Origin of the sequence: Mesorhizobium sp. B2-5-13 (genome assembly GCF_006440535.1) — a bacterium.
Taxonomy (GTDB): Bacteria; Pseudomonadota; Alphaproteobacteria; order Rhizobiales; family Rhizobiaceae; genus Mesorhizobium; species Mesorhizobium salmacidum.
In genome coordinates this window covers 192,042-207,225 of the sequence record NZ_VFUI01000010.1, presented here as the reverse complement: position 1 = coordinate 207,225, position 15,184 = coordinate 192,042, and the positions used below count along the sequence as shown (strand labels likewise).

The following is a 15,184-nucleotide window of genomic DNA, read 5'->3' as shown; positions in this document are numbered from 1 at the left end:
AAACGATCGACCATCCGAATCATCCCTCTTCATTCCTTACGCACGGAATCACCAACCCGGTTCCGTGCAAAGGCCTCGACATAGCAGAAAATCGGGCGGTGCGTTCATCATATTAGTCGCTCCTTTCGTTAGCCGGCAGTCTGAAACACAGCCGGCTTTTCCACGACATCGTTTCGAAACAGCCGCGGCGCTAAACGCTGCGGCATCTGATCGGCGAGCGGGCAATGGCCGCCTCGCCATCAACCATTGGACATCGGGAGAAAGTCATGGATTGGTATTCCATCGTCAAATTGCTGCACATCGTTTCGGCGATGCTTTGGGTCGGTGGCGGCTTCACGCTGATGGTGCTGGCGACGCTGGCGGATCGTGCCGGCAACATTCAGGGAACGCTGCAGGCGATGCGCGCCACCGGCGAGCTGGGCAACCGCTTCTTCGCGCCGATGTCGATGCTGACATTGGCCTTCGGCTTGATCATGTGCTCATTCTGGGTCGGCTTTTCCGATCTCTGGATCCTGATCGGCCTTGCCGGCTACGCCACGACCTTCTGCATCGGCATGTTCGTTTTCAAGCCGACAGCCGACCACATGACCGCGATGATCGCCAGGGACGGCGTGACGCCCGCGGCACTTGCCTACGGCCAGCGCATCCTGCGGGCGGCGCGCTTCGATTATGCGGTGATGCTGGTCATCGTCACCGACATGGTGCTGAAGCCGACCCTGCACGACGTCGCCATTCTCGCCGGCATGATTGTGGTTCTTGCCGCCGGCGCCACAATGGCGCTCGGCCGGACACGGCGCATGGTGCCCAACGCCGCCTGACCAGAGCGGATCGCCTGAACGGGCGCTGGTCTACATCAAGCCGGCAATCCCGTCCCACAGAAGCTTCACAGCCACGACCGCCACGGTCGCATAGGTGAAGGGATAAAAAACCTCCGGCCGCATTCGCCGCACCAGCCATGCACCGGCGATGGTCGACAACGGCGCCAGCGGCATCAGCACCGCCGATGCCGTCAGATTGGCGGTGTCGAATTGGCCGAGCGCGAAATAGGGAATGAGCTTCAGTGCGTTGGTGGCGGCAAAGAAGATCGCTGCCGTGCCCGACAGCACCTTGGGATCGAGTCGGATCGGCAAGGCATAGACTTGGAAGGGCGGGCCGCCGACATGGGCAACGAAGCTGGTGAAGCCTGCGACCGTGCCCCATATGGCCGCGGCCACGCGATTGGGTGCGGCCGCATGGTCGGAACCATGACGAAATTGCAAGTAAAGCCAGCGCAGGACGAAGATGATGGCGACGGCGCCGACGATGAGCCGCACCGCTTCCTCGGTGACGAGTGCTGCCGTCAGCCAGCCAAGCCCGATGCCGATGATGGCGCCCGGCATCATGTCGGCCAGCATCTTTCTGTTATAGACGCCCCACCATGTCCACACCGAGACGATGTCCATCAGGCACAGGATCGGCAGCAGGATGGCGGCCGCCTGCACCGGCGGCATGGTCAGCGCCATCAGCGGCACGCCGACAAAGCCGACGGCGCCGCCAAAACCGCCCTTGGACAGGCCGACCAGAATGACCGCCGGGACGGCGGCCGCGTAGAACCACGGATCGAGAAGCAGGCCTGACATGGGGAGGGGCTGGTCTGGAGGGAAAGCGGATCAACGTCTGAATAGCCTGGAATCGCCTGCTCGGCGAACGCAAATATGGGCTGGCCGCGACATATCGGGCCAACGGGCTTCGAACCCTTATCGGCGCGCCGAAACCAGCAGAAACATCGGCCGCTCGAGCTCTTCCGCAAGATCCGGCCTGGCCGCGATCTGCGCGCCCGTCGGACGGAATTCGTCGACATACTCGATTGTGAAACCCGTGCGGATCAGCGTGTTGAGCGTTGTGCCGATGGTGCGGTGATGTTTGACCACCCCCTTGGCCAGCCAGTCGGTCTTGCGCGGCCCTTCCACCAGATACCGGTCGACGGGCCAGGTCCTTTTCCCTTCCCCATCGATCGACCAGCCCGGTTTGGTTGGGGCCATGTAGATCGGATGTTCCGTCGAGAAGACAAAATGGCCGCCGGGCGACAGGGCCTGGTGCACGGTCCTGAACAGGTGCTCAATATCCTCGATATAGTGCAAGGCGAGCGAACTGTAGGCGAGATCGAAGCCGCCTTGCGGCAGGCTTAGCTGGTCGAGGTCGGCTCTCTCGTAGGTGACGCCGGCGTCCGGGCCGGCCGCTCTCGCACGGGCAAGCATCTTCTCCGACAGGTCAAGCCCAAGGACTTGCCTCGCCCCTTGCTCGTGCGCCCAGCGGCAAAACCAGCCGAAGCCGCAGCCGAGGTCGACGATCCTGAGGCCTGCGACGTCAGGCAGCATCGCACGCAGCGCCGGCCACTCGGCAGCGCCGTCCAGGCCTTCGACAGAGCGGCCAAGCTGGCTGTAGCCAGCGAAGAAATCCGGCTGATCGTAAATGTTCTGCGCCATGTTTTTCTCGCTCCTAGGACAGCCATCTGGCGGAAGACTGACATTTGGTGAACTGGCCGCGCCTTTCCACCATGGCCATGTGGTGTCAAGCCTGTGAGCCCGACGGCAACCCCAGGGGCGGCGGCCGCCGCCGGATCGGCTGTGCCTTGATGATGGCGGTGCTGGTCTCGGCCTTGTCGGCGATACGGTCGAGAACACCATCGAGGTCGCCGATCGAGCGTACGTAAAGCCGGGCGACGAAACAGTCATCGCCCGTCACCTTGTCGCATTCGCCAAACTCGGCAATCTCCTCGATCAGTTTCTGGACGATGTGCAGCTTGCCCGGCAAAGGTTTGATCCGCACGATCGCCTGGAGCGTATAGCCGAGCGCCAGCGGATCGATCTCGACGGTGAACGCCCGGATGACGCCCCGTTCCTCGAGCCGCCGCAGCCGCTCCGAAACGCTCGGCGACGACAGCCCGACCTGGGCCGCCAGATCCTTCAGCGAGGTCCGCGCATCCCTGACCAGGATTTCCAGCAGATTTCGGTCGAGATCATCCAGCATCTATTTTTCTCAGGGATTCCAAGGTGCCATCCTAAGATAATTAGGCAAAGCCGTCATATCTCCTTTTCACGGAGATGGAAAGCCTCGGCATCGCATGAGATTATGCCGCCTCATCGGGTTCAGAGGCTTATCATGAACGATACTGTACGTGGCACGGTCGAAATGTCGGCCGCAATGGCGATCTTGGGGACGATCGGATGGTTCGTCATCATGTCCGGCCAGCCGATCATGGATGTGGTGTTCTGGCGCTGCGCGTTCGGCGCGCTGACGCTGCTCGTCATCTGTGCTTCGCTTGGATTGTTGCGCAAGAGACTGTCGTTGCCCATCGTCGGCCTCGCGGCACTTGGGGGTGCGGCGATCGTCATCAACTGGCTGCTCCTGTTCAGCGCCTTCTCACGCGCCTCCATCTCGATCGCCACCGCGGTCTACAACACGCAGCCCTTCATGCTGGTCGGCTTCGGCGCGCTGTTGTTCGCCGAACGGCTGACATTGACCAAGCTGAGCTGGCTGGCAATCGCCTTCGCCGGCATGGTGCTGATCGTCGGGGCCGCCCCTGACGCCGGCGATGTCGGCACGAACTATTTCGCCGGCATTCTCATGGCCCTGGCCGCCGCCTTCTTCTGGGCGGTCGCGGCCATCGTCGCCAAGAAGCTCAAGGGCACGCCGCCGCATCTGATCGCACTCATCCAGGTTTGCGTCGGCGTGGTCATGCTGGCGCCCTTCGCCAATCTCTCGCATCTTCCCGCCGATCCATGGAGCTGGGCTATGCTGGCGACGCTCGGCGTCGTCCACACCGGCCTGATGTATATCCTGATGTACGGCGCCATCCAGAGGCTGCCGACGCATCTGCAGGGGTCGCTGTCCTTCATCTATCCGGTCGTTGCCATCCTGGTCGATGTCACGGCCTTCGGCCATCGGCTGCATCTCAGTCAGGTCGTCGGCGCCGCCGCCATCCTGACCGCTGCCGCCGGCATGAACCTCGGCTGGACATTGTGGAAATCCAGACCGTCCGCCGCGAGCCCGCAGCCGATCAAGTAAGGCGGCATGCCGGCTACCCGGCCGGTCAAAAATTGCGATCCTGGCTGCCCGCCTGTTCAAAGCGGGCAGTTTGCTCTATGCCGCAATCCAACCATCTTCGCCCGGCATAGGCGAAACCCGGGATCGAAGAACCATGAATGACGCAACGCCCCCCAACCGCTGCCGCATCGTACTGATCGCGCCGCCCGGCGTGCTGGCCACCCGCATCGCGGCCGCGTTCGACGGCGGCGACATCGCCTCGCTGATCCTGCCCGAGAACGGCATGGACGAGGCCTCCTTCCAGGCCTTTGCCGAACAGGTCGTGCCGGCTGCGCAGGCCGCGGGCGTGGCCGTCATCATCGCTGGCGACACCCGCATCGCGGGCCGGGTCCAGGCCGACGGCATCCATGTCGAGGTCTCCAAGGCCGAACTCGCGGAGACGATCGAGCATTTCCAGGCGAAAATGATGGTCGGCGCCGGCGGTGCCAAGACCCGCGACGACGCGCTGGAGCTTGGCGAAGCCAGGCCCGATTACATTTTCTTCGGCCGCTTCGGCTACGACAACAAGCCCGAGCCGCATCCGCGCAACCTGTCATTGGGGCAATGGTGGGCGCAGATGATCCAGATCCCCTGCATCGTCGAGGCCGGTTGCGATCTTGCCTCCGTCGAGACGGTGGCCGCCACCGGCGCCGAGTTCGTTGCGCTGTCCAGCGCCGTGTTCGCCGACGGCGTCGATCCGAAGGCGGCGATCACTCGCGCCAATGCGCTGCTCGACGAAACAGCGCCGCGCTTCGAGGATTGACGTGTCCCTGGCAAGGCTTTCCCTTCAGGCCCTGCTTGCGGCGGTGATGATCCAGGCCGCCGCCGCCGAAACCATACCCTTGCCGCAGCCCAAGCCTGAAACCGGCGTGCACACCGACAAGCCGATCGAAAACCAGCTGCCCCAGCCTGCCACCACGGCGGAGCCTGCACCGCTGCCCTCGGTCGACACCGTCAATCCCGATCGTTTCGGCGCCAAGCCGGCCGACGCCGCCTATGGTGCCTTCCAGCGCGGGCTCTACAAGACCGCCTACAATCTGGCGCTGGTCCGTGCGCAGAATGGCGACCCGGCCGCGCAGACGCTGGTCGCCGAGATCCTGTCGCGCGGGTTGGGTGTCCCGTTGAACTCGGCCGAGGCCGCGAAATGGTATGCGCTTGCCGCCGAGCAGGGCGTGCCGGAATCGCAGTTTCAATATGCGCTGATGCTGCTCGACGGCCGCTATGTCAAGAAGGACGCGAAGGGGGCCTATGCCCTGATGCAGGCCGCCGCCGAAGCCGGCAACCAGCTGGCGCAATTCAATTTCGCGCAGATGCTGGTCCAGCAGGATCCCGGCGACGCCGGCCTGGCCAAGGCGGTTTCCTATTATGAGCGCGCTGCGGCGACCGGTCTCGCCGATGCGCAATACGCCATGTCTCAGATCTATGCCAATGGCGTCGGCGGCAAGCCGCGCGACGACGCACAGGCACGGCGGCTGCTGGCGCAGGCCGCCCGTCAGAACTATGACACCGCGCAGATCGATCTCGCCGCCTGGATGATCGAGGGCCGCGGCGGCGCGCGCGACCTGAAATCGGCGTTCGGCTGGACGAAGCAGGCCGCCGAAGGCGGCAACGTCGCGGCCCAGAACCGCCTGGCAAAACTCTATATGCAAGGCATCGGCACCGATCCGGACCTCGTGCTCGCCGGCGCCTGGTACATCGTCGCCCGCCGCGCCGGCCTCATCGATCAGGAGATGGACGATTTCCTGCAAGGGTTGAGCGACGACCAGACCAAGCAGGCCCTGCAGAAGGCGAACCGCCTGCCCTGAGGACAGCGCGCACGCTTATTGCATGTGATCCAGGACGACTTTGCCGAAGGGCGAGCCGTGTTCGAGATGGCGGAAGGCGCTGGCTGCCTCACGCCACGGCAAGACCTTGTCGATCACCGGCGTCAACCGGTTGACGGCAAGAGCCCGGTTCATCGCCTCGAAGGATTCGCGTGAACCAACCGGTATCCCGCGTGCCCGGACCTGGCGGCGGAAGATGTCGAGCGGGTTGACTGCCCCTTCACTGCCGCCGAGATAGCCAATTACGTTGATCTGGGCACCCCGCGCCGAAGCCCTCAGCGACTGGGCGAAGCTTTGCGGCCCGCCGACTTCGATGATGTGATCGGCGCCCAGCCCACCGGTGAGCGCCAGCACGGCTGACGCCCAATCCGGGTCGCTGCGGTAGTTGATGCCATCATGGGCGCCAAGCGCTTTTGCGCGCGTGAGCTTGTCGTCGCTGCTTGACGTGACGATGACGCGTGCGCCGGCGGCGGCGGCAAACTGCACCGCAAACAGCGAGACACCGCCTGTGCCCAGGCTCAGCACCGTCTCGCCGGGTTTCAACCGGCCTTCGGTGAACAGCGCATGCCAGGCCGTCACGGCGGCGCAAGGCAGGGTCGCGGCCTCGATGTCGCTCAGGTGCTCTGGCGCAAGGACGGCCGCCTGTTCATCCAGCCTCGCGAACTCGCTGAGCAACCCGTCGATGGGACCGCCCCGTTGATAGGAGGGTTCGGCCATGGCGAAACTGCCGCCGATCCAACGCTGCCAGAATGTAGCGCAGACGCGGTCGCCGACCTTGAAGCGGGTCACTTCGGCGCCAACGGCAACCACTTCGCCGACGCCGTCCGAAAGCAGAACCAATGGCAGCGCAAAGGCAGTGTGGTAACTGCCACGGGCGATTTCCACATCGCGGTAATTCAGTGCCGTGGCCTTGACCTTGATAATCATCTCCTGGCGGCCCGGTTCCGGCATCAGCCGCTCGACCAGCCTGAGATTGTCGATGCCGCCCGGGTGCTGCAATTCGATGGCCTTCATTGTCTTCTTTCCGTTTGGAGGTCCCTGGAAAGGAAAATCGCTTGCCCTGCTTATGATTTCAAATTCATAATAATCAGTATGATTATGCATTTGGAGCACCGCTAGAATGCTGGAGGAACTGCGCACGCTCGTTCTGTTCGCCGAGGAAGGCTCTATTCAGAATGTGGCCCGGCGCCTGCCTTTGACGCAGCCTGCCGTCACCCGTCAGGTGCAGCGACTGGAGGATATGCTCGGGACAACGCTTCTTGATCGCCGGCAGAAGCCGCCGCGCCTGACCACGGCGGGACTGGAGGTGTTGGAGCGCGCGAAAGACATACTGGCGTCAATCGAGGCTCTGAAAGCCTTCGCCGCCGACAGCGAACCGCAAGGCGTGCTGCGTGTCGGCTTGGCACATGGCTTGTCCGACGGGAGCGTCGCGGGCGGTATAGCTCGCGCGGCTGCGACGTTTCCAAAAATATCCTTGCGGCTCAAGACCGGTTGGAGCGCGGATCTGATCGAGCAGTTCGAGCGCGGCCTACTCGACATGGCGATTGTTCTACGACCCGCCGGTCATCAAGGCCCGGACGTGCTCGGCACCGAACGTCTCGCCGTCATAGCGCAGGCCGGCGCTACCAAATCCCGTCTTACGGACGCCGCCTGGGCTTCCATGCCTTGGGTGCTCAGTCCCGAGCCTTGCGACGCACGTCAGAGACTCCTCGCCATTTTGGGCGGCGAACGGCATCGGCTCGTTGTGGCAGCGGAAATTCAGGACCCGGCGATGCAGATGGAATGGGTACGTCGGGGACACGGCCTCGGCCTCATGCCGTCGCGGCTCGCCGCGCGCGGACTTCCCGACGACCTCGCGCTTGTCGATACTGGAGATTTGGACCTTTCATTGCAGGTCGTGGCACTGCGCTCTCCTCACCTCAACCGCCTGGCGAAGGCCGCGCAGGCCATTGCAACGACCGTCGGCGACGTCCTCGATATCGAGACCTGATGCCGGCTTGCCGGCTGGAGCCGACCCGTCCTCCCTTGCCTCTCCGGGCGATTTGTGGTCTTGGAGCCCTAAATCGCTTGTCACGGCGAACATCCCAACCAACGGTCTGGCCGTTGGCAGCATCCCGGATCCCATCATCATGGCCAAGATCAATGGCAACGAAATCCGTCCCGGCTATGTCATCGAACACGATGGCGGCCTCTGGGTGGCGGTCAGGACCAACACCGTCAAGCCCGGCAAGGGCGGCGCCTATAACCAGGTCGAACTGAAGAACCTCATCAACGGCACCAAGCTCAACGAACGCTTCCGTTCGGCCGAGACGGTCGAGCAGATCCGGCTCGACCTGAAGGATTTTTCCTTCCTCTACGAGCAGGAAGACGCGCTGGTATTCATGGATACTCAAAGCTACGAGCAGCTCGAACTGAACAAGGATTTCGTCGGCGACCGCGCCGCGTTCCTGCAGGACGGCATGATGGTGACGGTTCAGCTCTACGAGGAGCGGCCGATCGGCATTTCGCTGCCCGACTATGTGACGTTGACCATCACCGAGGCGGATCCCGTGGTGAAGGGCCAGACGGCAGCGTCCTCCTACAAGCCGGCTGTGCTGGAAAACGGCATTCGGGTGCTGGTCCCGCCCTTCATCGGCGCCGGCGAACGCATCATCGTCGACACCAACGAAATCACTTACGTGCGCCGCGCCGACTGATGCATGTCGCCCAAAGGTGGCCCTGGTTTTGGGTCACCGGCATGCATCGAGACAGAGTTTAAAGCGCCGCACCAGGAAGAAGCACTATGGCACGCTCCGCCCTCCTCAACGTCATGGTTCAGGCCGCAATGAAGGCCGGCCGCTCGCTGTCGCGCGACTTCGGCGAGGTCCAGAACCTGCAGGTCTCGATGAAGGGCCCCGGCGACTATGTCAGCCAGGCCGACCGCAAGGCCGAGGACATCGTGTTTGCCGAATTGTCGAAAGCGCGCCCGGGCTACGGTTTCCTGATGGAAGAGCGCGGCACGGTCATTGGCGATGACAGCCAGCACCGCTGGATCGTCGATCCGCTCGACGGCACCACCAATTTCCTGCACGGCATTCCGCTTTTCGCCGTCTCCATCGCGCTTGAGCGCCAGGGTCAGATCGTTGCCGGCGTCATCTACAATCCGGCCATGGACGAGCTCTATACGACCGAGCGCGGCGGCGGTGCCTTCATGAATGATCGCCGCCTGCGCGTCGCCGGCCGCACCAAGCTTGTCGACACGGTGATCGGCTGCGGCGTGCCGCATCTCGGCCGCGGCCATCACGGCAATTTCCTGGTCGAACTGCGCAATGTCATGGCCGAGGTCTCCGGCGTACGCCGCATGGGCTCCGCCTCGCTCGATCTTGCCTATGTCGCCGCCGGACGCACGGACGGGTTCTGGGAAGTCGGCCTGTCGCCCTGGGACATCGCCGCCGGCCTGCTCTTGATCCGCGAGGCGGGCGGCTTCGCCTCCGACATGGATGGCGGACAGGACATGCTGGACACCGGCACGGTCGTCGCCGGCAACGAGATCATCCAGCGCGCATTGCTGAAGACGGTGAAAAAGCCGCTCCCGCCGCGCTGAACCGCCGCAGTCGTAAAACCGCAAACAAAGCTTGAAATACTGTCTGTCGGTCGCCCAGATTGAGGGTGATGCAGGACGATAGATGACCGACACCCAGCCACAGATCGACATCCCGTTCATCGGACGCTGGCACTATTCGCGCGCCGAGACGATCGCCGACGGGATCGTCCATGCTGTTGGGATCGTGCTGGCGATAGCGGCCGGTTCGGCGCTGCTGGCGCTCGCCGCCTCCCGGGTCGGGCCCGGCGAATACATCGCAGCCGCCTTTTATGTCGTCTCGCTGCTCACGGTGCTTTCTGTGTCGCTGACTTATAATCTGTGGCCGGTGACCTCGCCCGCGAAATGGATTTTGCGGCGTTTCGATCATGCCGCGATCTATCTGTTGATCGCCGCCACCTACACACCCTTTCTCGCTCAGTTGGGAAACTCGCCGCTGGCGCGCTGGATGATCGTTCTGGTCTGGGCCGCGGCCGCAACGGGCATTGCTATCAAGGTGTTTTTCCCCGGCCGCTTCGACAGGCTGGCGATCGTCTTCTACCTTGCCATCGGCTGGAGCGGCATCGTCCTTGTCAAACCGCTTGTCGAGACGCTGCCGACCACGTCGATCGTGCTCATCGTCGCCGGTGGCGTCGTCTATTCCTGCGGCGTGATTTTCTTCGCCTGGAAGGCGCTGCGCTTCCACAACGCCCTGTGGCACGGCTTCGTCGTCACCGGCGCCGGCCTTCATCTGGCGGCCATGGTCGATTGCCTGGTCATCAACCGCCTTTGAAGCGCCGGCTCCAAAAGCCACCTGTGGCAATATTGCCAAGCACCATTCAATTTGGTCACAATTCCGTTTAGAGTCGCCAACTACGTGATCGGCGGCAGCGGCAGCGGCATCGGAAACGGGGCACGGATGGCTTTTCTCAGATCCTTCGGCATGGGCAGGCGCTCCGACGTGCTCATCTACGATCCGCACAAATTGTCGAGCCCTCAGGTCTTTCTGCTGACCATGGTCATCTTCCTGGCCATCGTCGCCTTCATCGCCGCCATCCTGACCCGCCAGGTCACGACGGCATTCGTCACCAATCCCGGCCTCAACGGCCTGATCGTCGGCGTGCTCGTCGTCGGTATCCTGCTGGCCTTCACGCAGGTCGGACGGCTGTTTCGCGAGGTGCGCTGGGTCAACTCCTTCCGCGCCGGCTCCGAGACCACCGAACCGGTGCTGCTGGCGCCGATGAAGGCGATGATCGGACGCTCGTCGTCCATGGCCTTTTCGACCTCCTCGATGCGCACAATGCTCGATTCCATCGCCACGCGCCTCGACGAAAGCCGCGACACCTCGCGCTACCTGGTTGGCCTTCTGGTGTTCCTCGGCCTGCTTGGCACTTTCTGGGGCCTGTTGAATACGATCGGCTCGATCCGCGAGACAATCGAATCGCTCGATCCAGGCACGGGCGATGCGGCGGCGGTGCTCGATTCGCTGAAGCAGGGCCTGTCGGCGCCGCTGGCCGGCATGGGCACCGCCTTCTCGTCCTCGCTGTTCGGCCTCTCCGGCTCACTCGTGCTCGGCTTCCTCGACCTGCAGGCCGGCCGCGCCCAGACGCGCTTCTACACCGAGCTCGAGAACTGGCTGTCCTCGGTCACCGATCTGTCGTCCGACATCGTCGTTTCCGACCCGGCCAAGGCCGAATCTTCCGACGAGATCCGCGTCCTGTCGGAACGGCTGCGCAGCATGCAGGAGAACGGCGGCGGCTCCAATCCGCGCGTCGCCACCGCCATGGCCAATCTCGCCGACGGCATTTCCGGCCTGGTCAAGAACATGCGTTCCGAGCAGCAGATCATGCGCGATTGGGTCGAGGCCCAGTCCGACGAGCAGAAGGCGATGCGCAACACGCTGGAGAAGATCGCCGACGCGCTGAAGAAGCCCGGGGTGCACTAGCATGGCGCTTGCCAGGGGCCGGCGTACCGATCGCCGTATCGACTATTGGCCTGGCTTCGTCGACGCGTTGTCGACGCTGCTGCTCGCCATCATGTTCCTGCTCACCGTTTTCGTGTTGGCGCAGTTCCTGCTCGGCCGCGAAATCTCCGGCAAGGACACGGCACTGTCGCGCCTCAACTCGCAGATCAACGAACTGACCCAGCTTCTGGCGCTGGAGCGCTCGACGGCGCAGGACAAGGAGGATTCGCTCGCCAATCTGCAGGCGTCCCTGTCGGCGGCGCAGGCGGAAAAGAGCCGGCTCGAACAGTTGCTGGCGCAAGGTGCCGGCGCCGGCGACGCCGCCAACCAGCGTGCCGCGCAGTTGGGTGGTGAACTCGACAACCAGCGCCAGATCAGCCAGCAGGCGCTGAGCCAGGTAGAGATCCTCAACCAGCAGATCGCGGCCTTGCGCAAGCAGATTGGCGCGCTCGAGGATGCCCTCAACGTCTCCGAAACGCGCGACCGCGATTCCAACACCAAGATAGCCGATCTCGGCCGTCGCCTGAACGTGGCACTGGCGCAGCGTGTGCAGGAATTGAACCGCTACCGCTCCGATTTCTTCGGGCGCCTGCGCGAAATCCTCGCCGATCGCGAGAACATCCGCATCGTCGGCGACCGCTTCGTGTTCCAGTCGGAAGTGCTGTTCCCGACCGGCTCCGAAGTGATCAACGACGCCGGCAAGGTCGAGATGAAGAAGCTCGCCGATGCCATCATTGAATTGCAGAAAGAGATCCCGCCGGAGATCAACTGGGTGCTGCGCGTCGATGGTCACACCGACAACAAGCCGCTGTCCGGCAATGGCCGTTACCGCGACAATTGGGAGCTGTCGACGGCGCGCTCGACCTCGGTGGTCAAGTTCCTGATCGAGAACGGCGTGCCGGCCAACCGGCTCGTCGCCGCCGGCTTCGGCGAGTTCCAGCCGCTCGACCCCGCCGACACCGACGAAGCGCGTAACAAGAACCGCCGCATTGAACTGAAGCTCACCGAACGTTGATCCATCATCACGCGAACTCACGCGAATTTGTTCGCCGACTCAACTCTAGGGCGCAAGCGGCGGCCAGCAAGGCCTGAAAAGATTATCTTTTCTTAATTACACTTCGCGCGGAAGCGCTCCTAGCTTGCTGCGCAGGGTCGAGAACCGCCGGCGATGCCTCCCATCGCGACGCGACGGAACTGGACGACCCAAACTGGTCGGAAGGCGAAGCGGCGCGGCCGCTCTCCCTTCCCGGCAGGAGGAACCTCCCCATGAGCACTTCAGCATCTCTCAAGACTGCAACCCTTGCCGCGATTCTGATCGCGGCCCCGCTTGCCGGCGCCTATGCCGCGGGCCACCACAAGGGCGCACTCGATGCGACCGATCCGACCGCCATGACAGGCCCGCGTGTCGCAGCGCTCGTTGAGCAGGTTCGGGGTGTCCATCAGGGCATCGTCGACGCCAGGCGAGCTAACAACATCGCCCCGGCCGTCGCGGAGCGCCTGGAAATGCGCACCGCCCGTATCGGTCGGGCCGCCGAGAAGATAGCTGCGTCGGATCACGGCAGGATACCGGCCGCGCAATACCATGACCTGCTGCGCCAGCTCGACACTGTCGACCAGCGTCTGATGGTCAACACCGGCAGCGGTTTCCTGATGGGCGATGGCGCCGACGGCGGAAACTATCCGAACGGCTGAGGCGATCCTGCCTGAAAGTTCCAGGAGGAAGGGATCAACTGGCGCCTTCGGGACCCAATCCCGCAGGCGTCCTTTTCCTTACCAGCCCATCCTGCCTACCAACCAAGCCAGACCGCGATCAGGGCGGCCGCCGCCGGCACGGTCTGGATGTAAAGGATCTTGCGGCCGACCGTTGCCGCGCCATAGAGACCGGCAATGGCCACGCACAACAGGAAGAAGACCTTGACCTGGAACCCGCCGGCGCCGAGGTAAAGCCCCCAGATCAGGCCGGCGGCGAGAAATCCGTTGTAGAGGCCCTGATTGGCGGCGAGCACCTTCGAGGCACTGGCGAATTCCGGCGTCAGGCGGAATGTCTTGTGCCCGCGCGGCGTGTCCCAAAGAACCATCTCGAGATAGACGATGTAGACATGGATCAAGGCCACGAGCCCGACCAGGATGTTGCCGATCATTCTGCTCCCCCTGCATGCGTCGCCGGCAGCATTTCATGCTCGACCTCGCCTGCGCAAGCTGCATCTGCTGAATGGGATCTGAGGGTTGCCAAGGCTTTTGCGTTGGTGTCTTTTCGCGCCGTCCTCAATCACGGAAGCCGCCATGTCCTTTCACAAACTCGACGACCTCGGCCACAAGCTCGAAGCGCTTGAGCATGCGCTGGCCATCCTCGGCGCCGATGAAGCGACCCATATGGCCGTTGGCGGTGGCGAGAAGCGCGCCAAGGCGATGGCGGCACTGGCCGGCATGTATCACACCAGGGCGACCGCGCCGGAAATATCGGACTGGATCGCCGCCGCCGAAGCCGAGGCATTGGACGATGAGCAGCGCGCGGCCCTAACCGAGCTGCGGCGGCAGTACACCAACCTGACCTGCCTGCCGGTCGAATTCGTCGAACGCCAGACAACGGCGCGCATGCGTTGCGAGCAGCTATGGCGCGACCTGCGCGCCAAGAACAACTGGGCTGGCTTCCAGCCGGCGCTCGAGGGCGTGGTGGCGCTGGTGCGCGAAGAGGCGGCCCTGCGCTCCGACGTGCTCGGCCTCGCGCCCTATGACGCGCTGATGGAACAATACGATCCCGGCAACCGCACGGCGGATATCACTCCCGTCTTCGCCGACCTGAAGGCCTTCCTCAGAGGCTTCGTGCCGGAGGCGCTGGCGATCCAGGAAGCGCGGCTGCGCAGGCATCCGCTGAAGCCGCTTTCGGGCACCTATGCCATCGACCGGCAACGCGAACTCGGTCTCGCCATGATGGCGGCGGTCGGCTTCGACCTGACACACGGCTCGCTGTCGGTGTCGCACCATCCGTTCTGCGGCGGCGTGCCCAGCGACGTGCGCATCACCACCCGCTACAAGACATCGGACTTCCTGTCGGCGCTGATGGGCGTGCTGCACGAGACCGGCCATGCGCTCTATGAGCAGAACCTGCCGAGGGCATGGTCGCACTGGCCGCTCGGCAAGGCCCGCGGCATGGCCGTGCATGAAAGCCAGAGCCTGTTCGTCGAAAAGCAGATCGGCCGCAATCCTGCTTTCTGGCACTGGGCGCTGCCGGTGGTGGAAAAGCATCTTGGCGAAACCTGGTCGCTCGATGATCTCTTGCCGCATGTGCGTCGTGTCGAGCGCGGCCTGATCCGCGTGGATGCCGACGAAGTAACCTATCCGCTGCATGTCATCCTGCGCTACGAACTGGAGCAGGAACTCGTCTCGGGCAGGCTGGAGGTGGCTGATCTACCCGAAGCCTGGGACGCCAAGATGCGCGACTATCTCGGCCTCTCCACCATCGACAATCCGGCCGATGGGCCGATGCAGGACGTGCACTGGCCGGGTGCCGCCTTCGGCTATTTCCCCTCCTACACGCTGGGCGCGATGATGGCGGCGCAGCAATGGGCCGCGCTGATGCGCGAACATCCTTCCGCCGACGACGACCTGGTGAAAGGGAATTTCGCGGCCATCAACGACTGGCGCCGCAAGAAGATATGGTCGCAGGGATCGCGCTGGACGACGCCGGACCTGCTCGAACGCGCCACCGGCGAAAAACTCAACGCCGTTTATTTCGTCAATCACCTGAAGCAGCGCTACGGTGGATGAGACCGG

At 63.6% G+C, this 15,184-nt stretch carries 17 protein-coding genes; 12 read left to right on the top strand and 5 right to left on the bottom strand.

Features of this window, described 5'->3' with window-relative positions; all coding sequences use genetic code 11:
* Positions 1–266: 266 nt before the first annotated feature.
* Entirely contained in the window at positions 267–818 is a 552-nt protein-coding gene (locus tag FJ434_RS18705) for a DUF2269 family protein (RefSeq protein ID WP_140713068.1), read from the top strand.
* 30 nt (positions 819–848) lie between these two features.
* Here the strand turns inward: FJ434_RS18705 and FJ434_RS18700 are convergent, their stop codons facing one another.
* From FJ434_RS18700 to FJ434_RS18690, 3 genes are all read right to left on the bottom strand, one after another.
* Positions 849–1,619: a sulfite exporter TauE/SafE family protein gene (locus tag FJ434_RS18700; protein ID WP_027141786.1), complete on the bottom strand. Its 771-nt coding sequence runs from the start codon at positions 1,617–1,619 to the stop codon at positions 849–851.
* Between the two features lie 117 nt (positions 1,620–1,736).
* On the bottom strand, positions 1,737–2,465 hold the full coding sequence (locus FJ434_RS18695) for a class I SAM-dependent methyltransferase (protein ID WP_140752589.1): 729 nt from the start codon (positions 2,463–2,465) through the stop codon (positions 1,737–1,739).
* Positions 2,466–2,550: 85 nt separating this feature from the next.
* Positions 2,551–3,009, bottom strand: coding sequence for an Lrp/AsnC family transcriptional regulator (locus FJ434_RS18690; RefSeq protein WP_140713072.1), 459 nt, complete (start codon positions 3,007–3,009; stop codon positions 2,551–2,553).
* A gap of 132 nt (positions 3,010–3,141) precedes the next feature.
* Between FJ434_RS18690 and FJ434_RS18685 the strand changes: the two genes are divergently transcribed.
* The 3 genes from FJ434_RS18685 (at position 3,142) to FJ434_RS18675 (ending at position 5,870) form a co-directional block, all read left to right on the top strand.
* Positions 3,142–4,047 (top strand): DMT family transporter, encoded by a 906-nt coding sequence (locus FJ434_RS18685; RefSeq protein WP_140752587.1) that lies wholly within the window; start codon positions 3,142–3,144, stop codon positions 4,045–4,047.
* Between the two features lie 133 nt (positions 4,048–4,180).
* The gene (locus tag FJ434_RS18680) at positions 4,181–4,828 is read left to right on the top strand and encodes a thiamine phosphate synthase (protein WP_140752585.1); all 648 of its coding nucleotides are present in this window, start codon (positions 4,181–4,183) and stop codon (positions 4,826–4,828) included.
* Position 4,829: 1 nt separating this feature from the next.
* Positions 4,830–5,870, top strand: a complete 1,041-nt coding sequence (locus FJ434_RS18675) for a tetratricopeptide repeat protein (RefSeq protein ID WP_140508948.1) — start codon at positions 4,830–4,832, stop codon at positions 5,868–5,870.
* Between the two features lie 15 nt (positions 5,871–5,885).
* Here the strand turns inward: FJ434_RS18675 and FJ434_RS18670 are convergent, their stop codons facing one another.
* Positions 5,886–6,902 (bottom strand): NAD(P)-dependent alcohol dehydrogenase, encoded by a 1,017-nt coding sequence (locus tag FJ434_RS18670; RefSeq protein WP_140752583.1) that lies wholly within the window; start codon positions 6,900–6,902, stop codon positions 5,886–5,888.
* 106 nt (positions 6,903–7,008) lie between these two features.
* Between FJ434_RS18670 and FJ434_RS18665 the strand changes: the two genes are divergently transcribed.
* The 7 genes from FJ434_RS18665 to FJ434_RS18635 all read left to right on the top strand — a co-directional run bounded on the left by FJ434_RS18665 (position 7,009) and on the right by FJ434_RS18635 (position 13,102).
* Positions 7,009–7,878, top strand: a complete 870-nt coding sequence (locus FJ434_RS18665) for a LysR family transcriptional regulator (protein WP_140752581.1) — start codon at positions 7,009–7,011, stop codon at positions 7,876–7,878.
* Positions 7,879–8,017: 139 nt separating this feature from the next.
* Positions 8,018–8,584: an elongation factor P gene (efp, locus tag FJ434_RS18660; RefSeq protein WP_027141779.1), complete on the top strand. Its 567-nt coding sequence runs from the start codon at positions 8,018–8,020 to the stop codon at positions 8,582–8,584.
* An 86-nt stretch (positions 8,585–8,670) separates the two neighbouring features.
* The gene (locus FJ434_RS18655; RefSeq protein WP_140752579.1) at positions 8,671–9,471 is read left to right on the top strand and encodes an inositol monophosphatase family protein; all 801 of its coding nucleotides are present in this window, start codon (positions 8,671–8,673) and stop codon (positions 9,469–9,471) included.
* An 82-nt stretch (positions 9,472–9,553) separates the two neighbouring features.
* Positions 9,554–10,240, top strand: a complete 687-nt coding sequence (locus FJ434_RS18650; protein ID WP_140752577.1) for a hemolysin III family protein — start codon at positions 9,554–9,556, stop codon at positions 10,238–10,240.
* A 126-nt stretch (positions 10,241–10,366) separates the two neighbouring features.
* The gene (locus tag FJ434_RS18645; protein WP_140508940.1) at positions 10,367–11,392 is read left to right on the top strand and encodes a MotA/TolQ/ExbB proton channel family protein; all 1,026 of its coding nucleotides are present in this window, start codon (positions 10,367–10,369) and stop codon (positions 11,390–11,392) included.
* Position 11,393: 1 nt separating this feature from the next.
* Complete coding sequence (locus FJ434_RS18640) at positions 11,394–12,425, top strand: peptidoglycan -binding protein (RefSeq protein WP_140508938.1); 1,032 nt, start codon at positions 11,394–11,396, stop codon at positions 12,423–12,425.
* A gap of 251 nt (positions 12,426–12,676) precedes the next feature.
* Positions 12,677–13,102, top strand: coding sequence for a hypothetical protein (locus FJ434_RS18635; protein ID WP_140752575.1), 426 nt, complete (start codon positions 12,677–12,679; stop codon positions 13,100–13,102).
* Positions 13,103–13,197: 95 nt separating this feature from the next.
* On the opposite strand, the gene FJ434_RS18630 is transcribed toward FJ434_RS18635, so the two are convergent.
* Entirely contained in the window at positions 13,198–13,551 is a 354-nt protein-coding gene (locus FJ434_RS18630) for a DUF1304 domain-containing protein (protein ID WP_140752573.1), read from the bottom strand.
* 142 nt (positions 13,552–13,693) lie between these two features.
* Between FJ434_RS18630 and FJ434_RS18625 the strand changes: the two genes are divergently transcribed.
* Positions 13,694–15,178 (top strand): carboxypeptidase M32, encoded by a 1,485-nt coding sequence (locus FJ434_RS18625; protein WP_140752571.1) that lies wholly within the window; start codon positions 13,694–13,696, stop codon positions 15,176–15,178.
* The last annotated feature ends 6 nt before the right edge of the window (positions 15,179–15,184 follow it).